Here is a 19,072-nt window from a genome sequence, read left to right on the forward strand (position 1 = left end):
TTTTACTGACACGTAACTTCACACTTGCACTACTCGTCCGTAACTTGACGAGTGAACAGCATCCTCGTGATCCGGATCACAGGGCGTACGCCGTCGCAACTCCCTTGAGCCGCAAGGAGATCACACGATGCTGCCCTGGAAGCGCCTGCTCAGACCCCTGACCGCGCTGCTGCTGACCGCCGCGGTCGCCGTCGTCCCCGCTGCCACCGCCCGAGCTGATTCCGCCCCCAGCAGTGGCTGGAACAACTACTCCTGCAAGCCGTCCGCCGCCCATCCCCGCCCCGTCGTCCTCGTCCACGGCACCTTCGGGAACTCCGTCGACAACTGGCTGGCCCTCGCGCCCTACCTGGTGAACCGCGGTTACTGCGTCTACTCCCTCGACTACGGGCAACTGCCCGGTGTCCCGCTCTTCAACGGCCTCGGCCCCATCGACAAGTCGGCCGAGCAGCTCCAGGTCTTCGTCGACAAGGTGCTCGCGTCGACCGACGCCGCCAAGGCGGACCTCGTCGGCCACTCGCAGGGCGGCATGATGCCCCGCTACTACCTCAAGTTCCTCGGCGGAGCCGCCAAGGTGAACGCCCTCGTCGGCCTCGCGCCCGACAACCACGGCACCACCCTCAGCGGCCTTGCCAACCTGCTGCCGTACTTCCCCGGCGCCGAGGACCTGCTGTCCGCGGCGACCCCGGGCCTCGCCGACCAGGTCGCCGGATCCGCGTTCCTGGCCAAGCTCAACGCGGGCGGTGACACCGTCGCGGGCGTCCACTACACGGTCATCGCCACCAAGTACGACGAGGTGGTCACGCCGTACAGCTCGCAGTTCCTCACCGGATCCGACGTCCACAACGTCCTTCTCCAGAACCTGTGTTCGGTCGACCTCTCCGAGCACGTGGCGATCGGCATCCTCGACCGCATCGCCTACCACGAGGTGGCGAACGCCCTCGACCCGGCGCACGCCACCACGACCACCTGTGCTTCCGTGTTCAGCTGAACGCGCGGCCGGGGTCCGACCGGCCTGAGCCGCCGGTCGGACCCCGGAGTCAGGTGCGTCAGCGGCTGTGCCGGCCGCCGTTCACCGCGCGGCGGCGGACCGAGGCGAACAGGGCCGCCGCGCCGAGGGCCAGGGCGGCCGCGCCGCCGACCGCGAGGTACGGGGTGCTGTCGTCGCCACCGGTCTCGGCGAGGTTCTCCGAGGAGCCGGCGGCCTCCGGCTGGTTGGCGGGGCTCTCGGTGGCGTCGGAACCGGTGGCCGCGGTGGGTTCCGCCGACGTGCCGGCGTCGTTGTCACCGTGGCCGTGGTGCTCGACGGTCGACTTGTCGGCACCGTCCGCTATCTGCTCCTCGGAGGGCGCGGAGGCGCTCGGAGCCGGGGAGGAACTGCTCGTCGTACCGCTGCTGCTACTGCCGCTGTCGCCGCTGCTTCCGCTTCCGCCGTACGCGACGTCCGAGCAGGAGTAGAAGGCCTCCGGGCTGTCCGACCGCTGCCAGATCGCGTACAGCAGCTGCTTGCCGGAGCGCTGCGGGAGGGTCCCGGAGAACGTGTAGAAGCCGCCCGACGCGGTCGGGTCGGTGACCGTGGCGACCGGGTTCTGGAGGTCCAGGTCGTCCCAGGCCAGCGGCTGGGACGGGTCGTAACCTGCCTTGGTGATGTAGACCTTGAAGGTGCCCTTGTGCGGGGCGGTCACGCGGTACTTGAAGGTGTACGAGCCGCTGCTCACGCTCGTGGCCGGCCAGTCGTCGCGGGCCAGGTCCAGGCCCTTGAACTCGTCGTTGTTCGCGCTGCACAGCTTGCCGTCCGGGATCAGCGTCTGGTGCTGTCCGTTCGCGTCCCCGATGCGCACGCCGTTCCAGTCGTAGAGCGCCTGCGTGCCGCCGGCCGCGACGACCGCCTTGCAGGCGGCCGACTTGGGGCTCTCGGGACCCTCCGCATAGCACTGCGAGACCCGGCTGACCGGATCCCCCATCGAACCGTGCGCCGAGGCGGGCGCGGCGGCGAGCCCGGTCAGGGCGAGCGGGGCGACACCGAGGGCCGCGATCGCGGCGGCCTTGCGGCGAGCGGGAAGGGCGGTCAGGGCGGTCATGGGGGAACTCCTCGAAACGGTCCTGGAGGCGTGCGGCGAACCCGTGGGGGCGATCAGCAAGCTAGCCCCAAGAAACCGTGAAATCGCCTGCTGGAGGCGGGTGATGGAGATCTTTATGGCCGCGTTAAGGGAGTGCTCAGGCTGCGATCAGGTAGGTAGCGTTGCGGCCATGACAGACACATCTGAGGAGTTCGGGACGCGGTCGGCCGTCGCTTCCGACGTGTCCGCGGTGAAGGCCGTGATCGACGCGGCGTTCCACCCGTACATCGAGCGCATCGGGCTGGTGCCGGTGCCCATGGAGGCGGACCACGCGGCGAACGTGGCGGCGGGGCGGGTGTTCGTCACGGGGGAGCCGGTGACCGGGCTCGTGGTGGTCGAGGAGCACGAGGACCATCTGTACCTCGACACCATCGCCGTCCACCCCGACGCCCATGGCAAGGGCATCGGGCGGCGGCTGCTGACGTTCGTGGACGCGCACGCGCGGGCGCTCGGACTGCCCGAGGTCAGGCTCCTGACGAACGCGATGATGTGGGAGAACCAGAAGCTCTACCCGAAGTACGGGTACGAGGTCGTGGAGCGTCGTGTGGAAGGCCCCTACGACCGCATCCACTACCGCAAGCGACTTGCCTGACGGTTCTCGTACCCGGGGGATTTCAGGGGCGCGCGGCCGGGGCGGCTCACCCGTCCGGCCACCAGGTGCGGTGGATGTCCTTTCGGACCTCCGGGCGCTCGGCCGGACGCTCGTCGGCCTCCTCCCGTACGCGGCGGGAGTCCGACTTCCTCAGGGGCTTCTGCACGGTCACACGGCGCATGGCTGCCTCCTTGTGTCTACCGGAATCCGCGGTTGTACGGAGGTAGACCCTTTCGTGGAGAGTTCCTCATCGGTTGGGATCTGTCTGTGGCGGCTGTCACGATTCGACTGTCAGTTGTCACGAATGACTGTCAGTGGTGGGTGTCACCCTGGGGCACATGACGAGTAACAGCGGTATGAAGTCGGATGACAGCGGAATGAATCCGGGCGCGGACGTCGACTGGGACGCCGAGGCCGCCGGCTTCGACGACGAGCCGGACCACGGCCTGCGCGACCCCGCCGTCAGGGCGGCCTGGGCGGCCCGGCTGCGGACATGGCTGCCGGAGCGGGCGTCCGACGTCCTCGACCTGGGCTGCGGCACCGGCAGCCTGTCACTCCTCGCGTCCGAGCGGGGGCACCGGGTCACCGGGGTCGACCTCTCGCCGCCCATGATCGACCTCGCCCGCGCCAAGCTGGCAGGCCGTGACGCGGTGTTCCTCCTCGGTGACGCGGCGGCACCGCCCGTCGGCGAGCAGCGGTTCGACGTGCTGCTCTGCCGCCATGTGCTGTGGGCGCTGCCCGACCCCGAGCGCGTCCTGCGGCACTGGCGCGGGCTGCTCCGTCCCGGCGGACGGCTCGTCCTCGTGGAGGGCGTGTGGGGGACGGTGAGCCCGGTCGGTCTGTCCGCCGACCGGCTGACCGCCCTCCTGAAGCCCTTCGCCGCCGACATCCACGTGGAACCGCTGTCCGGCGACGCCCGGCTGTGGGGCAGAGAGGTCGAGGACGAGCGGTACGCGGTGGTGGCCGCCGTACAGGACGACGGCCTCTAGGCCAGCAGGTTCTCGAAGTCGCCCTCGCGGGCCCGGCGTTCGAGTTCGTCCAGGGCGTTCTCGGCGGCGGTCGCGGCCGCCGGGTCGGTGGCCGACAGGCCGCTCGCCGCGAACTCGTCCTCGTCCAGGCGCAGTACGGTTCGGCCGTCGGCCGAGCGCCACAGGTCCAGGTCGAGATCCTCGACGATCAGTTCACCGCCGGAGACGGTGGCCGGGCGGGTGATGTCGCAGTACCAGCCCTTCAGTGCGCCCTCGGCGTCGCGGACCTCCTTCACCGCGTACCAGCGGTCCCGCCAGTAGTACTCGGTGAAGATGTCTCCCGGCTCGAAGCGTACGAAGCCGAAATCGCGGACGCTGTCGCCCGCCCACGGCGCGCGTACGGTGACCCGGGTGCCGTCGTCGTCGAGCAGCTCGGCGGGGTAACGGATCTTCGTACGACCGTACTTGACGAGGACGACCTGGACGACATCCAAGGAGCGGGAAGCGTCAGTCGAGTTCACGGAGATACTTCACCTCTGTCGCACAGATCTCGTAGCCGAACCACTTGTTGATCGCCAGCATCGGGCCGTTGCCGCTGTCGTTGCCGGTGAACGCCTCCGTGAAGCCGGCGGCGCGGGCACGGTGCAGGGAGTCGTTCTTGGCCAGCTTGGCGAGGCCGCGGCCCCGGAAGGCGCGGGCGGTGCCGGTCATCACGGTGCCGTAGCGGGTGCCGCCGTCGGTGCGGGCGGCGCTGAACGCGGCGGGGCGGCCGTCGACGACCGCGACCGAGGTCAGCTCACGGCTGAGGAGGGGGTGGTTCCAGGTCTCCTCCAGCCACGCCTCGTAGTCCGTGAACTCGCGGTCGACGTCGCTCGGTTCGTCCAGCAGCGTCTCCGCGTCCAAGTCGAACAGCGGGCGCGGATCGTCGGCGAAGTCCGCGGCGGTGCGCAGTTCGACGCCCGCGGGCGGCTCCGCGAGCGGGGGCAGCGCGCCGTTCGCCAGGTCGAGGCGGAGGAAGTGCGCGGTGCGGGCGGCGCGGTAGCCGTGCTTCTCCGCGAAGGCGCGGTTCGCGGGCGCGTCCAGCACCCAGGTGTGCAGCCTGGTCGCGCCCAGGGCGCCGAGGCGCTCCTCGGCGGTGCGCACCAGTAGCGTGCCCGCGCCGCGGCCCGTCCGCTCCGGGTGCACATAGACGTTGATGTACGCCTGGCCGGGGTCCGGGCTGTCGTAGATGACGCCCACCTGCGCCGTACCGATGAACTCGCCGTCCTCCTCCGCCAGCAACGGCTGGTAGTGGGAGGCGGGGTGGGCGTGCTCCACGTCGTAGGCGATGGACTCGGGGGTGTAGAGCATGAACGGTAGGGCCACGTGCCGGATACGCGTGAAGGCCTCGGTGTCTGCCGGACTCCCGCGACGCAGTTCGCGAACGATCACTGTCATGGAGCCGCACGCTACGCGGGGGGTGTGCGCGGGTGCCTCTCATTTTCCGGTGGGTGCGGGACAATCGCCCCGTGACGCTGAAGATCCACATCGATGAGGGGGCGGCGCCGTACGAGCAGGTGCGCGCCCAGATTTCCGAGCAGGCCCGGTCCGGGGCGCTGCCGGTCGGCTACAAGCTCCCCACGGTGCGGGGGCTGGCCGAGTCGCTCGGCCTCGCGCCCAATACGGTCGCCAAGGCGTACCGGGCGCTGGAGGCGGACGGGGTGATCGAGACGCGGGGGCGCAACGGAACGTTTGTGGCTGCCGCCGGCTCGGCCGCCGAGCGCGAGGCCGCCGCGGCCGCGCAGGCCTACGCCGAGCGCGTACACCGCCTCGCGCTGACCGAGGCCGCCGCGCTGGACGCCGTACGGGATGCCCTGCGGGCGGCTTACGGGGGCTAGGCCCTGTCGTCACATTCCCGTCTGCCCCGCGACACCATGTGACGACAGGACCTAGGGGTTTCCCGTTCTCCCGGGAGGGTGGAGTGGGCTCGGCACCGCCCGACCGCGCCGTCGCGGCGGGATGTTCAACCTCCGGGCAACCGGTCGGGAACGCGTGTGACGGTCAGGCCCGCTGCCGACGCCGCGTGGGCGAACAGCGCCGCGTCCCGGACCGCCGCCGCATTCACGTCGTTGTTGAAGTACGCGTACACCTCGTGGTCGTGGGGCCAGGCGTCCGTGATGCGTCGGAGCCAGGTCGTCAGGGACTGGCGGCCGTAGCGCGGCCAGTCGTGGGCGCGGCCCTCGTGGAAGCGGACGTAACCCCAGTCGGCGGTCCGCCACAGCGGGGTCACCGGCCGGGCCCGTACGTCGGCCCAGCAGAGCGCGGCGCCCCGTGACTCCAGCACCTTGCGCACTTCCGGCGTCCACCAGGAGTCGTGGCGCGGTTCGACCGCGATCCGCACGTCGGCCGGGAAGCAGGCGAGGCAGTCGTCGAGGAGGCCGGGGTCGGCGCGCAGCGTGGGCGGGAGCTGGAGCAGCACCGGTCCGAGCCGGTCGCCGAGTCCCGCGGCGTGGCTGATCAGCCGGTGCACCGGTTCCTGTGGGTCGCGCAGCCGCTTGATGTGGGTCAGGTAGCGGCTCGCCTTGACGGCGACGACGAAGTCCGGCGGAGTGCGCTCCCGCCAGTCCTCGAAGGTCTCCCGCGACGGCAGCCGGTAGAAGGCGTTGTTGATCTCGACCGTCGCGAAGCGTGCCGCGTAGTCCTCCAGCCAGAGCCGCAGGGGCAGCCCGTCCGGGTAGAGGACGCCGCGCCAGTCCTTGTACTGCCACCCCGACGTGCCGACGAACAGGGTCATATGTCCATCAAAGCACCGGGTGGGGCGCCCGGGGCTACAGGTACAGCCCCGCGTCCGCGCCCTCGCGCTGGTCCGGTACCGACGTCGGAGTCGTCCCCCGGCGGAGTGCGTACAGCTCGGCCAGGGTCGCGCCCTCGCGGGAGACGCCCTCCTCCGTGCCGAGCCAGCTGACCGCCTCGCGGCGGGTCAGCGGGCCGACCTCGATGCGGGCCAGACAGCGGCCGGGGCGGACCACCGCGGGGTGGAGGCGCTCCAGGTCTTCGTTGGTGGTGACGCCCACGAGGACGTTGCGGCCCTGGCCGAGCAGGCCGTCCGTGAGATTGAGCAGACGTGAGAGGGCCTGGCCCGCGGTGTGCTTGGCCTCGCCGCGGATCAGTTCGTCGCAGTCCTCCAGCAGGAGCAGCCGCCAGCGGCCCTTGCCGGTGCTGTCCTCCTCGCCGATCGCGATGTCCATCAGGTAGCCGACGTCCGAGAAGAGGCGCTCCGGGTCGAGGACGCAGTCCACCTGGCACCAGTCCCGCCACGAGCGGGCCAGGGTGCGCAGGGCCGACGTCTTGCCCGTGCCCGGCGGGCCGTGCAGCAGGAGCAGCCGGCCCGCGATGTCCTCCGGTGTCGTCTTCATCAGATGGTCCATCGCGTCCGCGACCGGTGCGGTGTAGTTCGGCCGGACCTCCTCCCACGTACCCGCCGAGATCTGGCGGGTGGTGCGGTGCGGGCCGCGGCGCGGGGACACGTACCAGAACCCCATCGTCACGTTCTCCGGCTGCGGTTCGGGCTCGTCGGCCGCGCCGTCCGTGGCCTGGTCGAGGATCTTCTCGGCCAGCTCGGCACTGGTGGCGGTGACCGTCACGTCGGCGCCGCGGTTCCAGCGGGACACCAGCAGCGTCCAGCCGTCGCCCTCGGCGAGCGTCGCGCTGCGGTCGTCGTCGCGGGCGGAGCGCAGCACGCGGGCGCCCGGCGGAAGCAGCGTCGCCCCGGACCGTACGCGGTCGATGTTCGCCGCGTGCGAGTGAGGCTGCTCGCCCGTCGCGAAGCGGCCGAGGAACAGCGCGTCGACGACGTCCGACGGAGAGTCGCTGTCGTCGACGTTGAGCCGGATCGGCAGAGCGTCGTGTGGGTTCGCAGACATGCCGCCATGATCTGTCACGCGGGCGCCCCGTGCACCCGGTTTCCGCAGTGCGTCCTGTGTGTCGGCTGTCGTCCACCGCTTCCGGTGTATCCCCTCCGTCCTGTTACAGGGCTGTGGTGCTACGGGCTCTGTCCTCTGGCCGATCCCCGCCGTTACTGTTGCCCATGATGGGACGTCATGGGTGGAATTCGGGGGCACGGCGGTGGCGGCTCACCGCGCTGCTCGGCGTGGGCGTGGCTGCTCTGGCCCTGGTGGTGACCTTGCTCAACACCCTGCCCGGAGACGCCGGAAGCACCGCGGGTACGACCCGCGACGGGGACAAGGTGCACGGCACACCGGTCACCCCGCCCGACACCCCGCAGCCGGAGGTGGGCTGGGGCTTCACCCACACCCAGTTCAGCGCCGACGAGGGCCCCGACGCCGCCACCGCACGCGTCCAGGGGCTGCTGGAGAAGCAGTCGCTGCCACAGAACCAGCACATCATGGGCTGGGGCGCGGGCAACCCCGAACCGTCCAAGGGGCGTTACGACTTCTCCGAGATGGACCGCCGTATCGACTTCATCCGCAAGTCCGGCGGCACCCCGATCGTCACCCTGTGCTGCTCCCCGGACTGGATGAAGGGCGGCAAGTCCGGCGCGGACAACACCGACTGGAGCCAGGCCGCGCTGGAGACCGCCCCGGACCGCGCCCACTACAAGGACTTCGCCGCGCTCGCCGCGACCGTCGCCAAGCGCTATCCGGACGTACGGCACTTCATCGTCTGGAACGAGTTCAAGGGCTTCTGGAACGACTCCAAGGCCCGCTGGGACTACGAGGGCTACACCGAGCTCTACAACCTGGTCTACAAGGCGCTGAAGAAGGTCGACAAGGACATCATGGTGGGCGGGCCCTACCTCGTCATGGACAGCTTCGACCCACGCCAGACGGACAACGCGTCCACGACCGTGAAGGGCACCTGGGGCGCCATGGACCAGCGGGTCCTGGACGCCTTCGACTACTGGAACAAGAACAAGGTGGGCGCCGACTTCGTCGTCGTGGACGGTTCCAGTTACACCAACGACGACGACATGCTGCCCAACGAGTTCGCGGCCACCGACAAGCTCACGGCCGTCAGCCAGTGGGTGCGTCGCCAGACGCACGACCTGCCGCTGTGGTGGGCCGAGTACTACGTCGAACCGGCCGACGGCAACGACGACCGCAAGGGCTGGTCCGAGTCCCACCGCGTCGCCGTCCAGGCCGCCGGCCTGATCGCGATGGCCCGCGGCGGCGCCACCTCCGGCTTCTACTGGAATCCGGAGGAGGAGAAGGGCTCCGACTGCGCGGGCTGCCTGTGGACGCCGACCGACAGCGCCGACGGGGGCGCGAAAATGCCCATGCTCGATCTCGTCTCCCGGTTCAGCGCGGCGTTCCCGCCCGGCACCACGTACGCGACGGTGTCCGTCGCCCAGGACGACGTGCCCAACGTCCGCGTCCTCGCCACCGACAAGGCCGTCCTCGTGGTGAACACCCTGGACCGCTCCATCAGCGCCAAGGTGGACGGCAAGCGGTTCGAGATGGCGGCGTACGAGGTGAAGTGGCTTACCAGGTAAGCCACTTCACCTCGTACGCGTCCTACTTCACGGTCACCTACTTCATGGTCAGGAACCGCTGCACCAGCGAAGCCAGCAGCACCGCCAGCAGCGGCAGTGAGAACCAGAAGCTGCTCTGCAGCCACCGCAGTTGCCGCACACTCGGCCGCACCGCGACCCGTACGGCCTCCCGCACCGTCAGCAGCACGATGAGTGCGATCGCCGCGAGACCACCGACGACCGACCACGGCGTCCACGTCACCTGCGGCCCGATCGGCCCCGGATCGGCCTTCGGGACCTTGCCCTCGGGCTGTTTGCGCAGCGCGTACATCGTCACGTCGTCGTTGACGAGGGCCTTCTTCAGGTCCTGCCGGTCGTCGAGGTTGCGGATCAGCCGCGACTCCCAGGTCGCCGAATAGCCCACGTCCAGCTGGAGGTAGACGACCTGGCTGCGGTTGATCATCAGGTACGAGTTCGGGCCCGCGTCCTTGAGCGCCTTGACGAGCCCGGACACCAGGACCGGGTCGGCGGGCGCCAGCGTGGGCACGTACTGCACCTTCTCCATGTCCTTGGCGCCCCACGGCATCGCGGGCGTCACGTTGTCGAGCGTGTCGTTGCTCAGCCACAGCAGCCGTACGGTCGGATCGTCGTGCTCGTACACGTAGTTCATGGCCGTGACCTCGCCCGGCCTGATCCGCTCGAAGGGCTCGTTGCCCCAGCGGGCCACCAGGAAGCCGCCCATGAGCAGCAGGCCCGCCATGAGGGCCGCGAGCGGGGCGAGGCTCACCCGGTCCTTCTCCCGCTCCTTCGCGGTGACGCCGGTGCGCGGGAAGAGGGCGAGTCCGGCGAGCAGGGCCGCGCCCGGAAGGGCGAACATGAAGACGCGCAGGGCCATTTCGCCGCCGTACGACTGCATGCCGAAGCCCAGGAACGGCACGAAGGTGAGGACGAGCAGCGAGCGCTCTCGGTACTTGTGGTCGCGCCGTCGCCACCAGCCCCAGCAGGCGAAGGCCATCACGCCGCCGGCGAGCAGCACGCGTGTGTAGAGGACGAGTTTGTGGGTCGAACTCCCGCCCTGGATACGGCCGGAGACCGAGGTCGACACATTGCTGCCGACGCCGCCGACCCCGCCGAAGAGGTCGTTGAAGTGCCCCGACCAGTACGGCTCGGCCATGAAGCCGATCCAGACGGAGACCAGGACGGCGAACAGGATGGGCAGACCGCGCAGTTCCGAACGGCCGATGAGGACCAGGACCGCGAGGACGCCGAGCATCACGAACGGCGTGAGCTGGTGCGCCGGGACGGTCGCCGCGAACAGCCCTGTCAGGACCATCAGCAGCACGGCCCGCTGACGCCGGTCGGTCGGCTCGACCTCCGCCTCACCCGGGCGCGCCTTCGCCCACAGCACGCGCGGCGCCCGGAACCAGACGAGCAGGATCGCCACGAAGACGAGGTAGAGCAGATACGTGAAGCCCTGCGGGGAGAAGTAGTCCTGGCCGACCCAGCCGCTCAGCGTGAAGATCCAGATGCCGGTCCACTTGGCCCGCCAGCTCGCCCGCATCGAGCGCACCAGCAGGAACATCGGTGCCAGATAGAGGAGTTGGATGGCCAGCGGCCACCAGCGGATGACCTCGGTGAGGTCGGTGACCCCGCAGGCCTTCGCGATGAACGCGGCGGCCGCGAAGAAGCCCGGCCAGCTCCAGCGCGCGTCCAGGTCGGGCACGGCGGACCCGGTCCGGTCGATGTAGTCCAGGAATCCGAGGTGCTGCCAGGCCGTCGCGAACCGCGGTTCGGTCTCGATCACCGCGGGGAGCGCGTGCAGCGAGACCACGGTGGCGAGCAGGGTGACGAGCAGGAGTCCCTTGTGTTCGCGGGCCGTCCAGAGGAGCGAGGCGAAGACCGCGATCAGCAGGGCGGCGCCGACGAGGGTGGGCAGCGGCAGGACCGAGATCAGTCCCAGGCCGCCCATGCGGTCGAGGGAGCCGTCGTTGAGGCCGAGTGCGGGGACCCAGTACAGGAGTAGTGCGGAGAAGAGCAGGCAGCCGAGGATCAGGCCGGGTTTGGACGGGTGCCGTAGGCGTTCCCCGAGGGGTGTGTCGATGGTCGGCTGCGGGGCGTCCGTGGCTGGTCGCGCCCCCGCGCCGGAGCCGCTTGATGTCACGCCCCGCACCCCTGACGGGGCGCTGTCCGGACCGTCCGGTGCGAAGGGGGCGTCGATCTCCGGGGCCTCGGACGGACCCAGTGACGCCTCCGAACCCGGCTCCCGGGCCTCGACGGGCAGCCCCACCGGGGGCAGCTGCGGCCTCAGCGCCCACGTCGGACGGTGGTCCGGCCGCGCCTTGGGCGTGCCGGTGGGCGGGGTCCCCGGTCCCGGCCGTACGTCCGGCCTGCGCTCCTGATGGTCGAAGTCGACGTGGACGCCGAGAGCGAGGGTGTCCGAGTCGAGGGCCCAGGCGGGCCCGCGCCGCGGCTCGCGGACCTTCGACGCGGGGACCTCGCGCGCCCCCAGGTCGGCGAGGTCCCCGTCCGGTGCCGCGTCCGCGGGCATCTCCGCGGGCGGCGCGGTCCGCACGATCTTGTACAGCTTGGGCGCGGCGATCGTGACGATCACCGCGAGGCTGGAGATCTCGGCGACGCCCGCGCCGGTCAGGCCCATGCGGGGGAGCAGGATCACCGTCAGGCCGAGGACGAGGAGGCACAGCAGGCCTTGCAGATAGGCGAGTCCGGAGGTGCGGCTCTGGGCGCGCAGGACCGCGAAGTACGTCTCCATGACGACCCGCAGCAGCGCGCCGACGGCGAACCAGCGCAGCAGCGGCGTCGCCGCGTGCGCGTACCCGTCACCGAAGACATGCAGGATGAACGGCGCGCCGAGGAACAGCAGCCCGCCCACCGGCAGCATGATCCGCGCCATGCGCTTGAGCGCGGCGCGCGTGTTGGCGGCCAGGCGTGCCGGGTCGTGCGAGCCCTCGACGGTCAGTGAGGCGCCCATGTTGATGGCGAGCAGGTTGACCGTGCCGCCGATGGTGGTGGTGATGTAGAAGTACGCGTTGTCGGAGGAGCTGACCTGCGAGGCGACGATCACCGGGACGAGGTAGACCACGGCGAGCGAGAACAGTGAGCCGGTGTAGTCGCCCGCGAGGAAGCGTCCGACCTCCTTGAGCGTGGGCGGGTGCGCGCGGTTCTCGGTCGCCTTCACATGCCGTGGGACCAGACGCCGGAAGACCAGCAGCCCGAGCGGCACCACCGACATCGCGATCGCGGCGACCCAGGAGACGAAGACGCCCGTCGTCGGGATCGCGGCGGCGAGACCGATGAGCAGCACCAGCTTCACCGCGGAGAACACGGTGTTGCCCACCGGCACCCACAGCGCGCTGCGCAGCCCGGTCAGTACGCCGTCCTGCAGCGTCAGCAGCGACCAGGCGACGACCGCCAGGATGAAGCCGAGGCCGTTGAGCGGTCCGTGCAGGAAGCGGTACGAGGGCCCCCACAGGTTCAGGGTGAGCAGAAAGGCCACGGCGGCCAGCGCCACGACCACCGAACTGCCCGCGTACGTACGGAAGATGAGGCGTCCGGTGGCGCGCCCCGCGACGGGGATGAAGCGGGCCAGGGCGCCCGTCAGCGTCACCGCGGTGAGGCCCGCGAGGAGCTTCATCGCGGCGATGGCGGCGGAGCCCTGGCCGACCGCCGACTCGGAGTAGTAGCGGGCGGCGACCAGCCAGTAGCCGAGCCCGAGCACCGCGGAGATCCCGGTGTTGAGCATCAGGGCGTAGGCGTTGCGGAACAGCTGGTTGCCCCCTCCGGCACCCTTGCGGCCCCTGCCGGGCAGGCGAAGGCGGCGTCCCGACTGCTGCTCGGGCGCCTCGGTCGTGGGCGATGAAGCCTGGGCTGTGGTCGTCGTGTCAGACACGGGAACGGATGGCCTTCCGGCGGACCTGTCGTGCTCTTCGGACCACGGCGTACCCCTTGGTGAGGGCGCGGTCCCTGGCGAAGTTGCGGGCGATCGCGCGGCCTTCGACCAGCCGCTCGAACTCCTCGATACCGGTGCTGCGGCGCACGGTCACGCGTTGCAGGGCGTACGGGCCCTGGCGGCGGCGCGCCAGGCCGTTGCCGACGGCGAGCGACTGGGCGAACCCCGCCTCGCGCACCGCACGGCGCACCCGGCGGCTGGAATAGCCGTACGGGTACGCGAACGAGGCGGGGCGGGTGCCCAGTTCGTCGGCGACGATCTCCTTGCAGCGCAGCAGCTCGAACCAGAGCGCGTCGTCGGACAGCTGGTCCAGCTGCGGGTGCGTATGACTGTGCCCGCCGATCTCCACCTGCTCCTCGGCGAGCCTGCGCACCTGATCCCAGTCGAGCATGGCGTCGAGGCCGCCCCCGGTGTCGTACGCGCCCCTGATCCACCCCGTCGAGACGAACAGCGTGGAGGCGAAGCCGTGCTTGGCGAGCACGGGCAGGCCGTGCCGGTGCACGCCCTCGTAGCCGTCGTCGAAGGTGATGAGGACGGGCCGCTCGGGCAGCGGGCCGCCTGAGCGCCAACCCGCCGCCAACTGCGCCGTGTTGACCGGCGTGAACCCCAGGTCACCGAGCAGCGCCAGCTGCTCCGCGAACGCCTCGGGCGCCACGGACAGTTCGCGGGTCGCGTCGTTGGGCGCGGTCGCGATCGAGTGGTACATGAGAATCGGCACGGGTTCGCTCATGCTGCCGCCCCCTCGTCGCCCGGGACCCCCTCGATCTCCACGACGGAGACCACCGAAAACACGGCGCCGCCCCTGCGTGCCCGGACGCTCCCGAGTACGTACCCGCCCGCCGCCGTCAGAACCCCGGCGACGATGGCGCCCGCGCGGCCCGCGCCGCCCGGCCGGGCCAGCGCCGCGTCCCGCAGTCCGCGCAGCACTCCGGCGGGCAGGACACGGGTCGCGTACCGGCGCTCCGACTCAAGTCCCTTGTCCGAGCCGACACTTCGGGCCACCAGGGCCTTGGACAGCCCTTCCGCGTACGCGCGCGTGCGGAAGTACCCGAAGTGCTCGCGCGCCTCGGGGACCCGGTGGTGGATGACCGCCCTGTCGTCGATCAGCAGGATCGCGTCCGGTCGGGCGCGGGTGAGGCGGATGCACAGCTCCGTCTCCTCACAGCCCAGCGGGCGTTTGTCGCCGTCGCGGCCGATGCCGGTCGCGAAGCCGCCCGCCGCGTCGAACGCCGTACGACGGAAGGAAGCGTTTCCGCCGAGGACGTTGCGGACCTGGACCCGGCCCGGCGGCAGCCCCTTGTACGTGCAGCCCACCACCCAGTCGAACTCCTCGGGGAACCAGGCCGGGCGGTGGCCCGACGCCCAGATCGGCATCGTACGGCCGCCGACGGCCATGACCCGCGGGTCCGCGTACCCCGCGGCGAAGTGCCGCAGCCAGTCACGCTCGGCCACGGCGTCGTCGTCGAGGAACGCGATGATCTCGCCCCGCGAGGCGGCGATCCCGGTGTTGCGGCCCGCGGACAGACCGCGGGGGCCCGCGTTGGCGAGCACCCGCACCGCGCCGGACTCCTTGTACTCCCTGGTCAGCCGCTCCAGAAGCGTGGCGTTGTGGTCCACGACCAGGAGCGTCTCCAGGGCGGGCAGGGACTGCGCCCGCACGGAGGAGACCGCCGCGAGGATGTCCTCCCAGCGGTCCTCGGTGTAGACGCAGACCACCACGGAGAAGGCCAGTCTGCTCAAGACACCTCTCCCTGACCCGAGTTGAGCTGGGCGGCGTGCGGCCTGCGGCGCAGCGCGCGCCGGTTCGAACGCTCACCCAGGATCACCCTGAGCACCCGGAACCCGTCCCGCACGGCGCGCAGATTGCTCGTGCCGTGGATGCGGAGGTATTCGTGACTGGGTATCTCCTGCACCTTGAGGCCTGCCTTGACCACCCGGATGTTCATCAGGGTCTCGACCTCGAAGCCCGTGCAGTCGAGCTCGATCTTGTCGAGGCAGTGCCGCCAGAACGCGTTGTATCCGTAGCAGAGGTCGGTGTAGCGGGCGCCGAACTTGGCGTTGACGACCGCGCACAGCACCCGGTTGCCGAGCTTGCGGATCGGCGTCATGTCGGACGTGCCGCCGCCGTTGGCGAAGCGGGAGCCCTTGGCGAAGTCCGCCCCGGACACCAGCGCGGAGACGTACGACACGATCTCGTTGCCGTCGGCCGAGCCGTCCGCGTCGACCATCACGATGATGTCGCCGGTGCACGCCTCGAATCCGGTGATCAGGGCATCCCCCTTGCCCTTTCCGTGCTGCTCGACGACCTTGACGTCCGGCCACAGCTCACGGGCCACTTCGACGGTGTTGTCGGTGGAATTGCCGTCGACGAGAACCACTTCGTGAATCCACTCGGGAAGGGTCTTGAAGACGTACGGGAGATTCTCCGCCTCATTCATGGCGGGAATCACGACGCTCACCGGAGGCGCAATGGCCAGGTGAGAGGAGATCGGCCGGTATTTGCTCGGCATTAACGGATCTTGGCCCGAAACTGCTGGGCGCAGGACTGAGCTCATGAGTCTGGTCCCTCTCGTCCGGAGGACCGCCCGCCCCTGGGCGGTCCGGGTCTGTGACCGGTTCGAAAGGGGGGTTCTCACTTACGGCATGACGGAATTGATCTCCGTGCATGCCGGGTGAGCTGGCAAAGCTGGCCGGCTTTCGGAAAACGGAAGCCGGTCGCGCGGCACGACTCGGCACAAGTGTGGTCACCGAGCACGGCACCCCCCTACCGCGCCCCGCGCCGGACCGTCATCGCGATCTTGAGCCCTCCCCTAGATCGCATGTGCGTGATGGACCGATGCGGGTGAGATGTACGACGGTATTGACGATTGCGTCCGTATGGCAAGACCTGGAACGAGGCCTCACGTTTTTGTTGGTTTGGCCGTTACCTAATACCTCGAACGGATTTTCCCCATCCGTTTGAGGACCCTGTCGGCCGGCTCGAACAGCGTCGGAACGGGTTTCCCAGCTCGGGCGAGCCGTTCAGGTCCGCCTTCGCGCCGTGCGGCCGTGCAGCCGCCGTACCAGCACCAGCAGGAGAAGGAGGACGCTGAGCGCGGTCACGGCCACGACCCCGCCGCGGACGGACCACCGGTGCACGGCCAGCATGCCCTGGGCCACCAGCATATTGACGACGACCGCGCCCGCGACCGACGTCAGGACACGGCCGAACGGTTCCAGCCCGCGCAGTGCGGCCGCGACGGCCACCGACGGCGCCGCGAGCAGGAAGAACAACGTGAACGGGCCGCGCAGCGGTGAGTCCGCGTCGGCGAGCGCAAGGACCGCACCGACGCCCCCGACCACGGTCGCGGCACCCGCGAGCAGCGGCAACAGGTCCCTCCCCGGACCTTGCCGTGACCGCTCCGCGCTGTCTGATGAAGGTGTCTTGATGCGTATGGTCTGCATGGGCGACTTTGCCCCCCGAAGCGCCGGATGCCGGGCTTCAATGTCGCGCAGCGGTCGGGCGGCCGTCAAGATGCGGAAGTCGCTCATGACGGTTCTTGGGGAGCTTTAAACAGGTGTTCCCCGGAGGCGCCGGCTGCCTCCGGGGAACTGCCGTTCGGATCAGGCTGGTTGAGGCGCTACGAGACGATCTTGAGCAGCTTGTTCGGCGAACCGGTACCCGGGCTGGTGACCACGCCGGAGGTGGCACCGTTCACCAGGGCCGTGGCGACCTGGGCCGGGGTGGCCGAGGTGTGGCCCGCGAGGTAGACGGCGGCCGCGCCCGCGACGTGCGGGGTGGCCATCGAGGTACCGGAGAGCGTCGCGGTGGCGGTGTCGCTGGTGTTGTAGCCCGCCACGATCGAGACGCCCGGGGCGAAGATGTCAAGGACCGAACCGTAGTTGGACCAGCTCGCCTTGGCGTCCGTGGAGCCGGTGGCGCCGACGGTGATCGCCGTGGAGACCCGGGCGGGGGAGTACGAGGAGGCGTTGGCGCCGCTGTTGCCCGCCGCGATCGCGTAGGTCACGCCACTGGCGATGGAGTTCGCCACGGCCGTGTCCAGCGAGGTGGAGGCGGAGCCGCCGAGCGACATGTTGGCGACCGACGGAGTGGTGTGGTTCGCGGTCACCCAGTCGATGCCCGCGATGACGCCGGCGGTGGTGCCGGAGCCGCTGTTGTCGAGCACGCGGACGGCCACGATGTTCGCCTTCTTGGCGACCCCGTAGGTCGTGCCCGCGATGGTCGTGGCCACATGGGTGCCGTGGCCGTTGCCGTCCGAGGCGGTGGTGTCGCCGTCCACGGCGTCATAGCCGTACGAGGCCCGGCCGCTGATCTGGGTGTGCGTGATGCGGACGCCGGTGTCGATGACGTACGCCGTCACGCCGCTGCCCGCCGTGTCCGGATAGGTGTACGTGCCGGACAGCGGCAGCGCCGCCTGGTCGATGCGGTCCAGTCCCCAGGGGGCGCTGGACTGTGTGGTGTCGGTCAGGTGCACCGTCTGGTTCTGTTCGACGGCGGCCACCGCCGGGTCGGCGGCGAGTCTCTTGGCCTCGGTCGCCGAGAGGTTGGCCGTGTAGCCGTTCAGCGCGGCGCCGAACGTCTTCTTCACCGTGCCGCCGTACTCGTTGATCAGGCCCTTGCCCGCGCTCGACGCGGCCTTGAAGCCGGCGCCCTTCTTGAGCGTGACGATGTAGCTGCCCTTGATCGCTGTGGGGGAGCCGGCGGCGAGCACCTTGCCCTGGGCCGGGGCGGCCTGGGCGGGAAGTGTGGTGAATCCGGCCAGCAGGGCGGCGGTTGCCACGGAGGTGATCGCGGCGATACGGATCTTCTTGCTACGCAGCTGTGCCATTACGAGGGAGTCCTCCTCAAGGCGGCGCGCGCAGGTGTGGGGCGCGCGCTGTGGGGGTGCGCGAGTGGTCGTGCGCACGGCCCGGAGCGTTGCGTTCCACCCAGGGCCGAGTAAAGAGTCGGTCATCTACGGGTGTTGCTCAAGGGAGTTGACGCCTTGTCACATTCCTGTCATGGACACGTAATCGAACGCATGGTGAACGCACAGGGGGGACTCCGGTAAGGGATGAAAAGTCTTGGCATGGACACTTCCTGTCAACACGCGTAGCTGCTACGACAGTTGTGGCAGAGATCCTGCTAAAGGGAGGTTCCATGAGACGTTCCCGAATTACGGCATACGTGACCTCACTCCTCCTCGCCGTCGGCCTCGCCCTCACCGGGGCAGCGACGGCGCAGGCGTCCCCCACCGCCGTGGCCGGCGGTTATGTGGCCCTCGGTGACTCGTACTCGTCCGGTGTCGGTGCCGGCAGCTACATCAGCTCCAGCGGCGACTGCAAGCGCAGCACGAAGGCGTACCCCTACCTCTGGTCGGCCGCCCATTCACCCGCGTCGTTCGACTTCACCGCCTGCTCGGGCGCTCTTACGGGTGATGTCACGGCGAATCAGCTGAGCCCGCTCAGCTCCTCCACCGGCCTTGTCTCCATCAGCATCGGCGGCAATGACGCGGGCTTCTCCGACGTCATGACGACGTGTGTGCTCCAGTCCGAGAGCTCCTGCCTCGCGCGGATCGCCACGGCGAAGGCATACGTCGACTCGACACTCCCCGGCAAGCTCGACACCGTCTACTCGGCGATCAGCGCGAAGGCCCCCGCCGCCCATGTGGTGGTTCTCGGCTACCCCCGCTTCTACCAGCTCAACGGCAGCTGTGTGGCGGGCCTTTCGGAGACCGAACGGTCCGCGATCAACGGCGCCGCCGACTATCTGGACAGCGCGATCGCCAAGCGCGCCGCCGACCACGGCTTCACCTTCGGCGACGTCAGGACCACCTTCACCAGTCACGAGATCTGCTCCGGCGACTCCTGGCTGCACAGCCTCAACTGGCTGAACATCGGCGAGTCGTACCACCCGACCGCGGCCGGTCACTCCGGCGGCTATCTGCCGGTCTTCAACGGCGTGGCCTGATCACCCTC

The 19,072-nt window shown here is 69.9% G+C and carries 18 protein-coding genes; 6 read left to right on the forward strand and 12 right to left on the reverse strand.

What is annotated here, in order from left to right; genetic code table 11:
* Positions 1-127: 127 nt before the first annotated feature.
* The gene (locus ACZ4WS_RS08640) at positions 128-988 is read left to right on the forward strand and encodes an esterase/lipase family protein (protein WP_467978483.1); all 861 of its coding nucleotides are present in this window, start codon (positions 128-130) and stop codon (positions 986-988) included.
* A 58-nt stretch (positions 989-1,046) separates the two neighbouring features.
* Here ACZ4WS_RS08640 and ACZ4WS_RS08645 read toward each other — a convergent pair whose 3' ends face one another.
* Positions 1,047-2,078, reverse strand: a complete 1,032-nt coding sequence (locus ACZ4WS_RS08645; RefSeq protein WP_467978484.1) for a lytic polysaccharide monooxygenase auxiliary activity family 9 protein — start codon at positions 2,076-2,078, stop codon at positions 1,047-1,049.
* A gap of 169 nt (positions 2,079-2,247) precedes the next feature.
* Here ACZ4WS_RS08645 and ACZ4WS_RS08650 point away from each other — a divergent pair, with 169 nt between their 5' ends.
* Complete coding sequence (locus ACZ4WS_RS08650) at positions 2,248-2,709, forward strand: GNAT family N-acetyltransferase (RefSeq protein ID WP_467978486.1); 462 nt, start codon at positions 2,248-2,250, stop codon at positions 2,707-2,709.
* A 46-nt stretch (positions 2,710-2,755) separates the two neighbouring features.
* Here ACZ4WS_RS08650 and ACZ4WS_RS08655 read toward each other — a convergent pair whose 3' ends face one another.
* Positions 2,756-2,890: a hypothetical protein gene (locus tag ACZ4WS_RS08655; protein ID WP_467978488.1), complete on the reverse strand. Its 135-nt coding sequence runs from the start codon at positions 2,888-2,890 to the stop codon at positions 2,756-2,758.
* Positions 2,891-3,047: 157 nt separating this feature from the next.
* On the opposite strand from ACZ4WS_RS08655, the gene ACZ4WS_RS08660 reads away from it, so the two are divergent.
* The gene (locus ACZ4WS_RS08660) at positions 3,048-3,698 is read left to right on the forward strand and encodes a class I SAM-dependent methyltransferase (RefSeq protein ID WP_467978490.1); all 651 of its coding nucleotides are present in this window, start codon (positions 3,048-3,050) and stop codon (positions 3,696-3,698) included.
* Here the strand turns inward: ACZ4WS_RS08660 and ACZ4WS_RS08665 are convergent.
* Positions 3,695-4,204, reverse strand: coding sequence for a ribonuclease FAU-1 family protein (locus ACZ4WS_RS08665; RefSeq protein ID WP_467979248.1), 510 nt, complete (start codon positions 4,202-4,204; stop codon positions 3,695-3,697). The genes ACZ4WS_RS08660 and ACZ4WS_RS08665 overlap by 4 nt on opposite strands.
* Positions 4,185-5,114 (reverse strand): GNAT family N-acetyltransferase, encoded by a 930-nt coding sequence (locus ACZ4WS_RS08670; RefSeq protein WP_467978491.1) that lies wholly within the window; start codon positions 5,112-5,114, stop codon positions 4,185-4,187. The genes ACZ4WS_RS08665 and ACZ4WS_RS08670 overlap by 20 nt, the downstream gene beginning before the upstream one ends.
* Positions 5,115-5,185: 71 nt before the next feature.
* Between ACZ4WS_RS08670 and ACZ4WS_RS08675 the strand changes: the two genes are divergently transcribed.
* Complete coding sequence (locus ACZ4WS_RS08675) at positions 5,186-5,554, forward strand: GntR family transcriptional regulator (protein ID WP_467978493.1); 369 nt, start codon at positions 5,186-5,188, stop codon at positions 5,552-5,554.
* 125 nt (positions 5,555-5,679) lie between these two features.
* Here the strand turns inward: ACZ4WS_RS08675 and ACZ4WS_RS08680 are convergent, their stop codons facing one another.
* Both ACZ4WS_RS08680 and ACZ4WS_RS08685 read right to left on the reverse strand, forming a co-directional pair.
* Entirely contained in the window at positions 5,680-6,450 is a 771-nt protein-coding gene (locus ACZ4WS_RS08680; RefSeq protein WP_467978494.1) for a DUF72 domain-containing protein, read from the reverse strand.
* A 34-nt stretch (positions 6,451-6,484) separates the two neighbouring features.
* Positions 6,485-7,579 carry a DUF5925 domain-containing protein gene (locus tag ACZ4WS_RS08685; protein WP_467978496.1) on the reverse strand — a complete coding sequence of 365 codons (1,095 nt, stop codon included), beginning with the start codon at positions 7,577-7,579 and terminating at the stop codon, positions 6,485-6,487.
* A 167-nt stretch (positions 7,580-7,746) separates the two neighbouring features.
* Between ACZ4WS_RS08685 and ACZ4WS_RS08690 the strand changes: the two genes are divergently transcribed.
* Positions 7,747-9,168 carry a GH39 family glycosyl hydrolase gene (locus ACZ4WS_RS08690; RefSeq protein ID WP_467979250.1) on the forward strand — a complete coding sequence of 474 codons (1,422 nt, stop codon included), beginning with the start codon at positions 7,747-7,749 and terminating at the stop codon, positions 9,166-9,168.
* A gap of 37 nt (positions 9,169-9,205) precedes the next feature.
* Here ACZ4WS_RS08690 and ACZ4WS_RS08695 read toward each other — a convergent pair whose 3' ends face one another.
* The 6 genes from ACZ4WS_RS08695 to ACZ4WS_RS08720 form a co-directional block, all read right to left on the reverse strand.
* Entirely contained in the window at positions 9,206-13,054 is a 3,849-nt protein-coding gene (locus tag ACZ4WS_RS08695) for a lipopolysaccharide biosynthesis protein (protein WP_467978498.1), read from the reverse strand.
* Positions 13,047-13,844, reverse strand: a complete 798-nt coding sequence (locus ACZ4WS_RS08700; RefSeq protein ID WP_467978499.1) for a polysaccharide deacetylase family protein — start codon at positions 13,842-13,844, stop codon at positions 13,047-13,049. The genes ACZ4WS_RS08695 and ACZ4WS_RS08700 overlap by 8 nt, the downstream gene beginning before the upstream one ends.
* Positions 13,841-14,854, reverse strand: a complete 1,014-nt coding sequence (locus tag ACZ4WS_RS08705; protein WP_467978501.1) for a glycosyltransferase family 2 protein — start codon at positions 14,852-14,854, stop codon at positions 13,841-13,843. Before ACZ4WS_RS08705 ends, ACZ4WS_RS08700 begins: the two co-directional genes overlap by 4 nt.
* A complete protein-coding gene (locus ACZ4WS_RS08710) occupies positions 14,851-15,669 on the reverse strand; it encodes a glycosyltransferase family 2 protein (protein WP_467978503.1) in 819 nt (272 codons plus the stop codon). The genes ACZ4WS_RS08705 and ACZ4WS_RS08710 overlap by 4 nt, the downstream gene beginning before the upstream one ends.
* A 466-nt stretch (positions 15,670-16,135) precedes the next feature.
* Positions 16,136-16,483 carry a hypothetical protein gene (locus ACZ4WS_RS08715; RefSeq protein WP_467978505.1) on the reverse strand — a complete coding sequence of 116 codons (348 nt, stop codon included), beginning with the start codon at positions 16,481-16,483 and terminating at the stop codon, positions 16,136-16,138.
* Positions 16,484-16,734: 251 nt separating this feature from the next.
* Positions 16,735-17,943, reverse strand: coding sequence for a S8 family peptidase (locus ACZ4WS_RS08720; RefSeq protein WP_467978507.1), 1,209 nt, complete (start codon positions 17,941-17,943; stop codon positions 16,735-16,737).
* 311 nt (positions 17,944-18,254) lie between these two features.
* Here ACZ4WS_RS08720 and ACZ4WS_RS08725 point away from each other — a divergent pair, with 311 nt between their 5' ends.
* Positions 18,255-19,064 (forward strand): SGNH/GDSL hydrolase family protein, encoded by an 810-nt coding sequence (locus ACZ4WS_RS08725; RefSeq protein ID WP_467978508.1) that lies wholly within the window; start codon positions 18,255-18,257, stop codon positions 19,062-19,064.
* The last annotated feature ends 8 nt before the right edge of the window (positions 19,065-19,072 follow it).

Source organism: Streptomyces sp. NPDC029292 (assembly GCF_055569295.1).

What these genes read in the sequence shown, in the direction of transcription:
- ACZ4WS_RS08650 (WP_467978486.1), top strand. Translation starts at nt 2,248, where the DNA reads ATGACAGACACATCTGAGGAGTTCGGGACGCGGTCGGCCGTCGCTTCC.
- ACZ4WS_RS08690 (WP_467979250.1), top strand. Translation starts at nt 7,747, where the DNA reads ATGGGACGTCATGGGTGGAATTCGGGGGCACGGCGGTGGCGGCTCACC.
- ACZ4WS_RS08640 (WP_467978483.1), top strand. Translation starts at nt 128, where the DNA reads ATGCTGCCCTGGAAGCGCCTGCTCAGACCCCTGACCGCGCTGCTGCTG.
- ACZ4WS_RS08680 (WP_467978494.1), bottom strand. Translation starts at nt 6,450, where the DNA reads ATGACCCTGTTCGTCGGCACGTCGGGGTGGCAGTACAAGGACTGGCGC.
- ACZ4WS_RS08720 (WP_467978507.1), bottom strand. Translation starts at nt 17,943, where the DNA reads ATGGCACAGCTGCGTAGCAAGAAGATCCGTATCGCCGCGATCACCTCC.
- ACZ4WS_RS08700 (WP_467978499.1), bottom strand. Translation starts at nt 13,844, where the DNA reads ATGAGCGAACCCGTGCCGATTCTCATGTACCACTCGATCGCGACCGCG.
- ACZ4WS_RS08645 (WP_467978484.1), bottom strand. Translation starts at nt 2,078, where the DNA reads ATGACCGCCCTGACCGCCCTTCCCGCTCGCCGCAAGGCCGCCGCGATC.
- ACZ4WS_RS08660 (WP_467978490.1), top strand. Translation starts at nt 3,048, where the DNA reads ATGACGAGTAACAGCGGTATGAAGTCGGATGACAGCGGAATGAATCCG.
- ACZ4WS_RS08655 (WP_467978488.1), bottom strand. Translation starts at nt 2,890, where the DNA reads ATGCGCCGTGTGACCGTGCAGAAGCCCCTGAGGAAGTCGGACTCCCGC.
- ACZ4WS_RS08725 (WP_467978508.1), top strand. Translation starts at nt 18,255, where the DNA reads ATGAGACGTTCCCGAATTACGGCATACGTGACCTCACTCCTCCTCGCC.
- ACZ4WS_RS08710 (WP_467978503.1), bottom strand. Translation starts at nt 15,669, where the DNA reads ATGAGCTCAGTCCTGCGCCCAGCAGTTTCGGGCCAAGATCCGTTAATG.
- ACZ4WS_RS08670 (WP_467978491.1), bottom strand. Translation starts at nt 5,114, where the DNA reads ATGACAGTGATCGTTCGCGAACTGCGTCGCGGGAGTCCGGCAGACACC.
- ACZ4WS_RS08685 (WP_467978496.1), bottom strand. Translation starts at nt 7,579, where the DNA reads ATGTCTGCGAACCCACACGACGCTCTGCCGATCCGGCTCAACGTCGAC.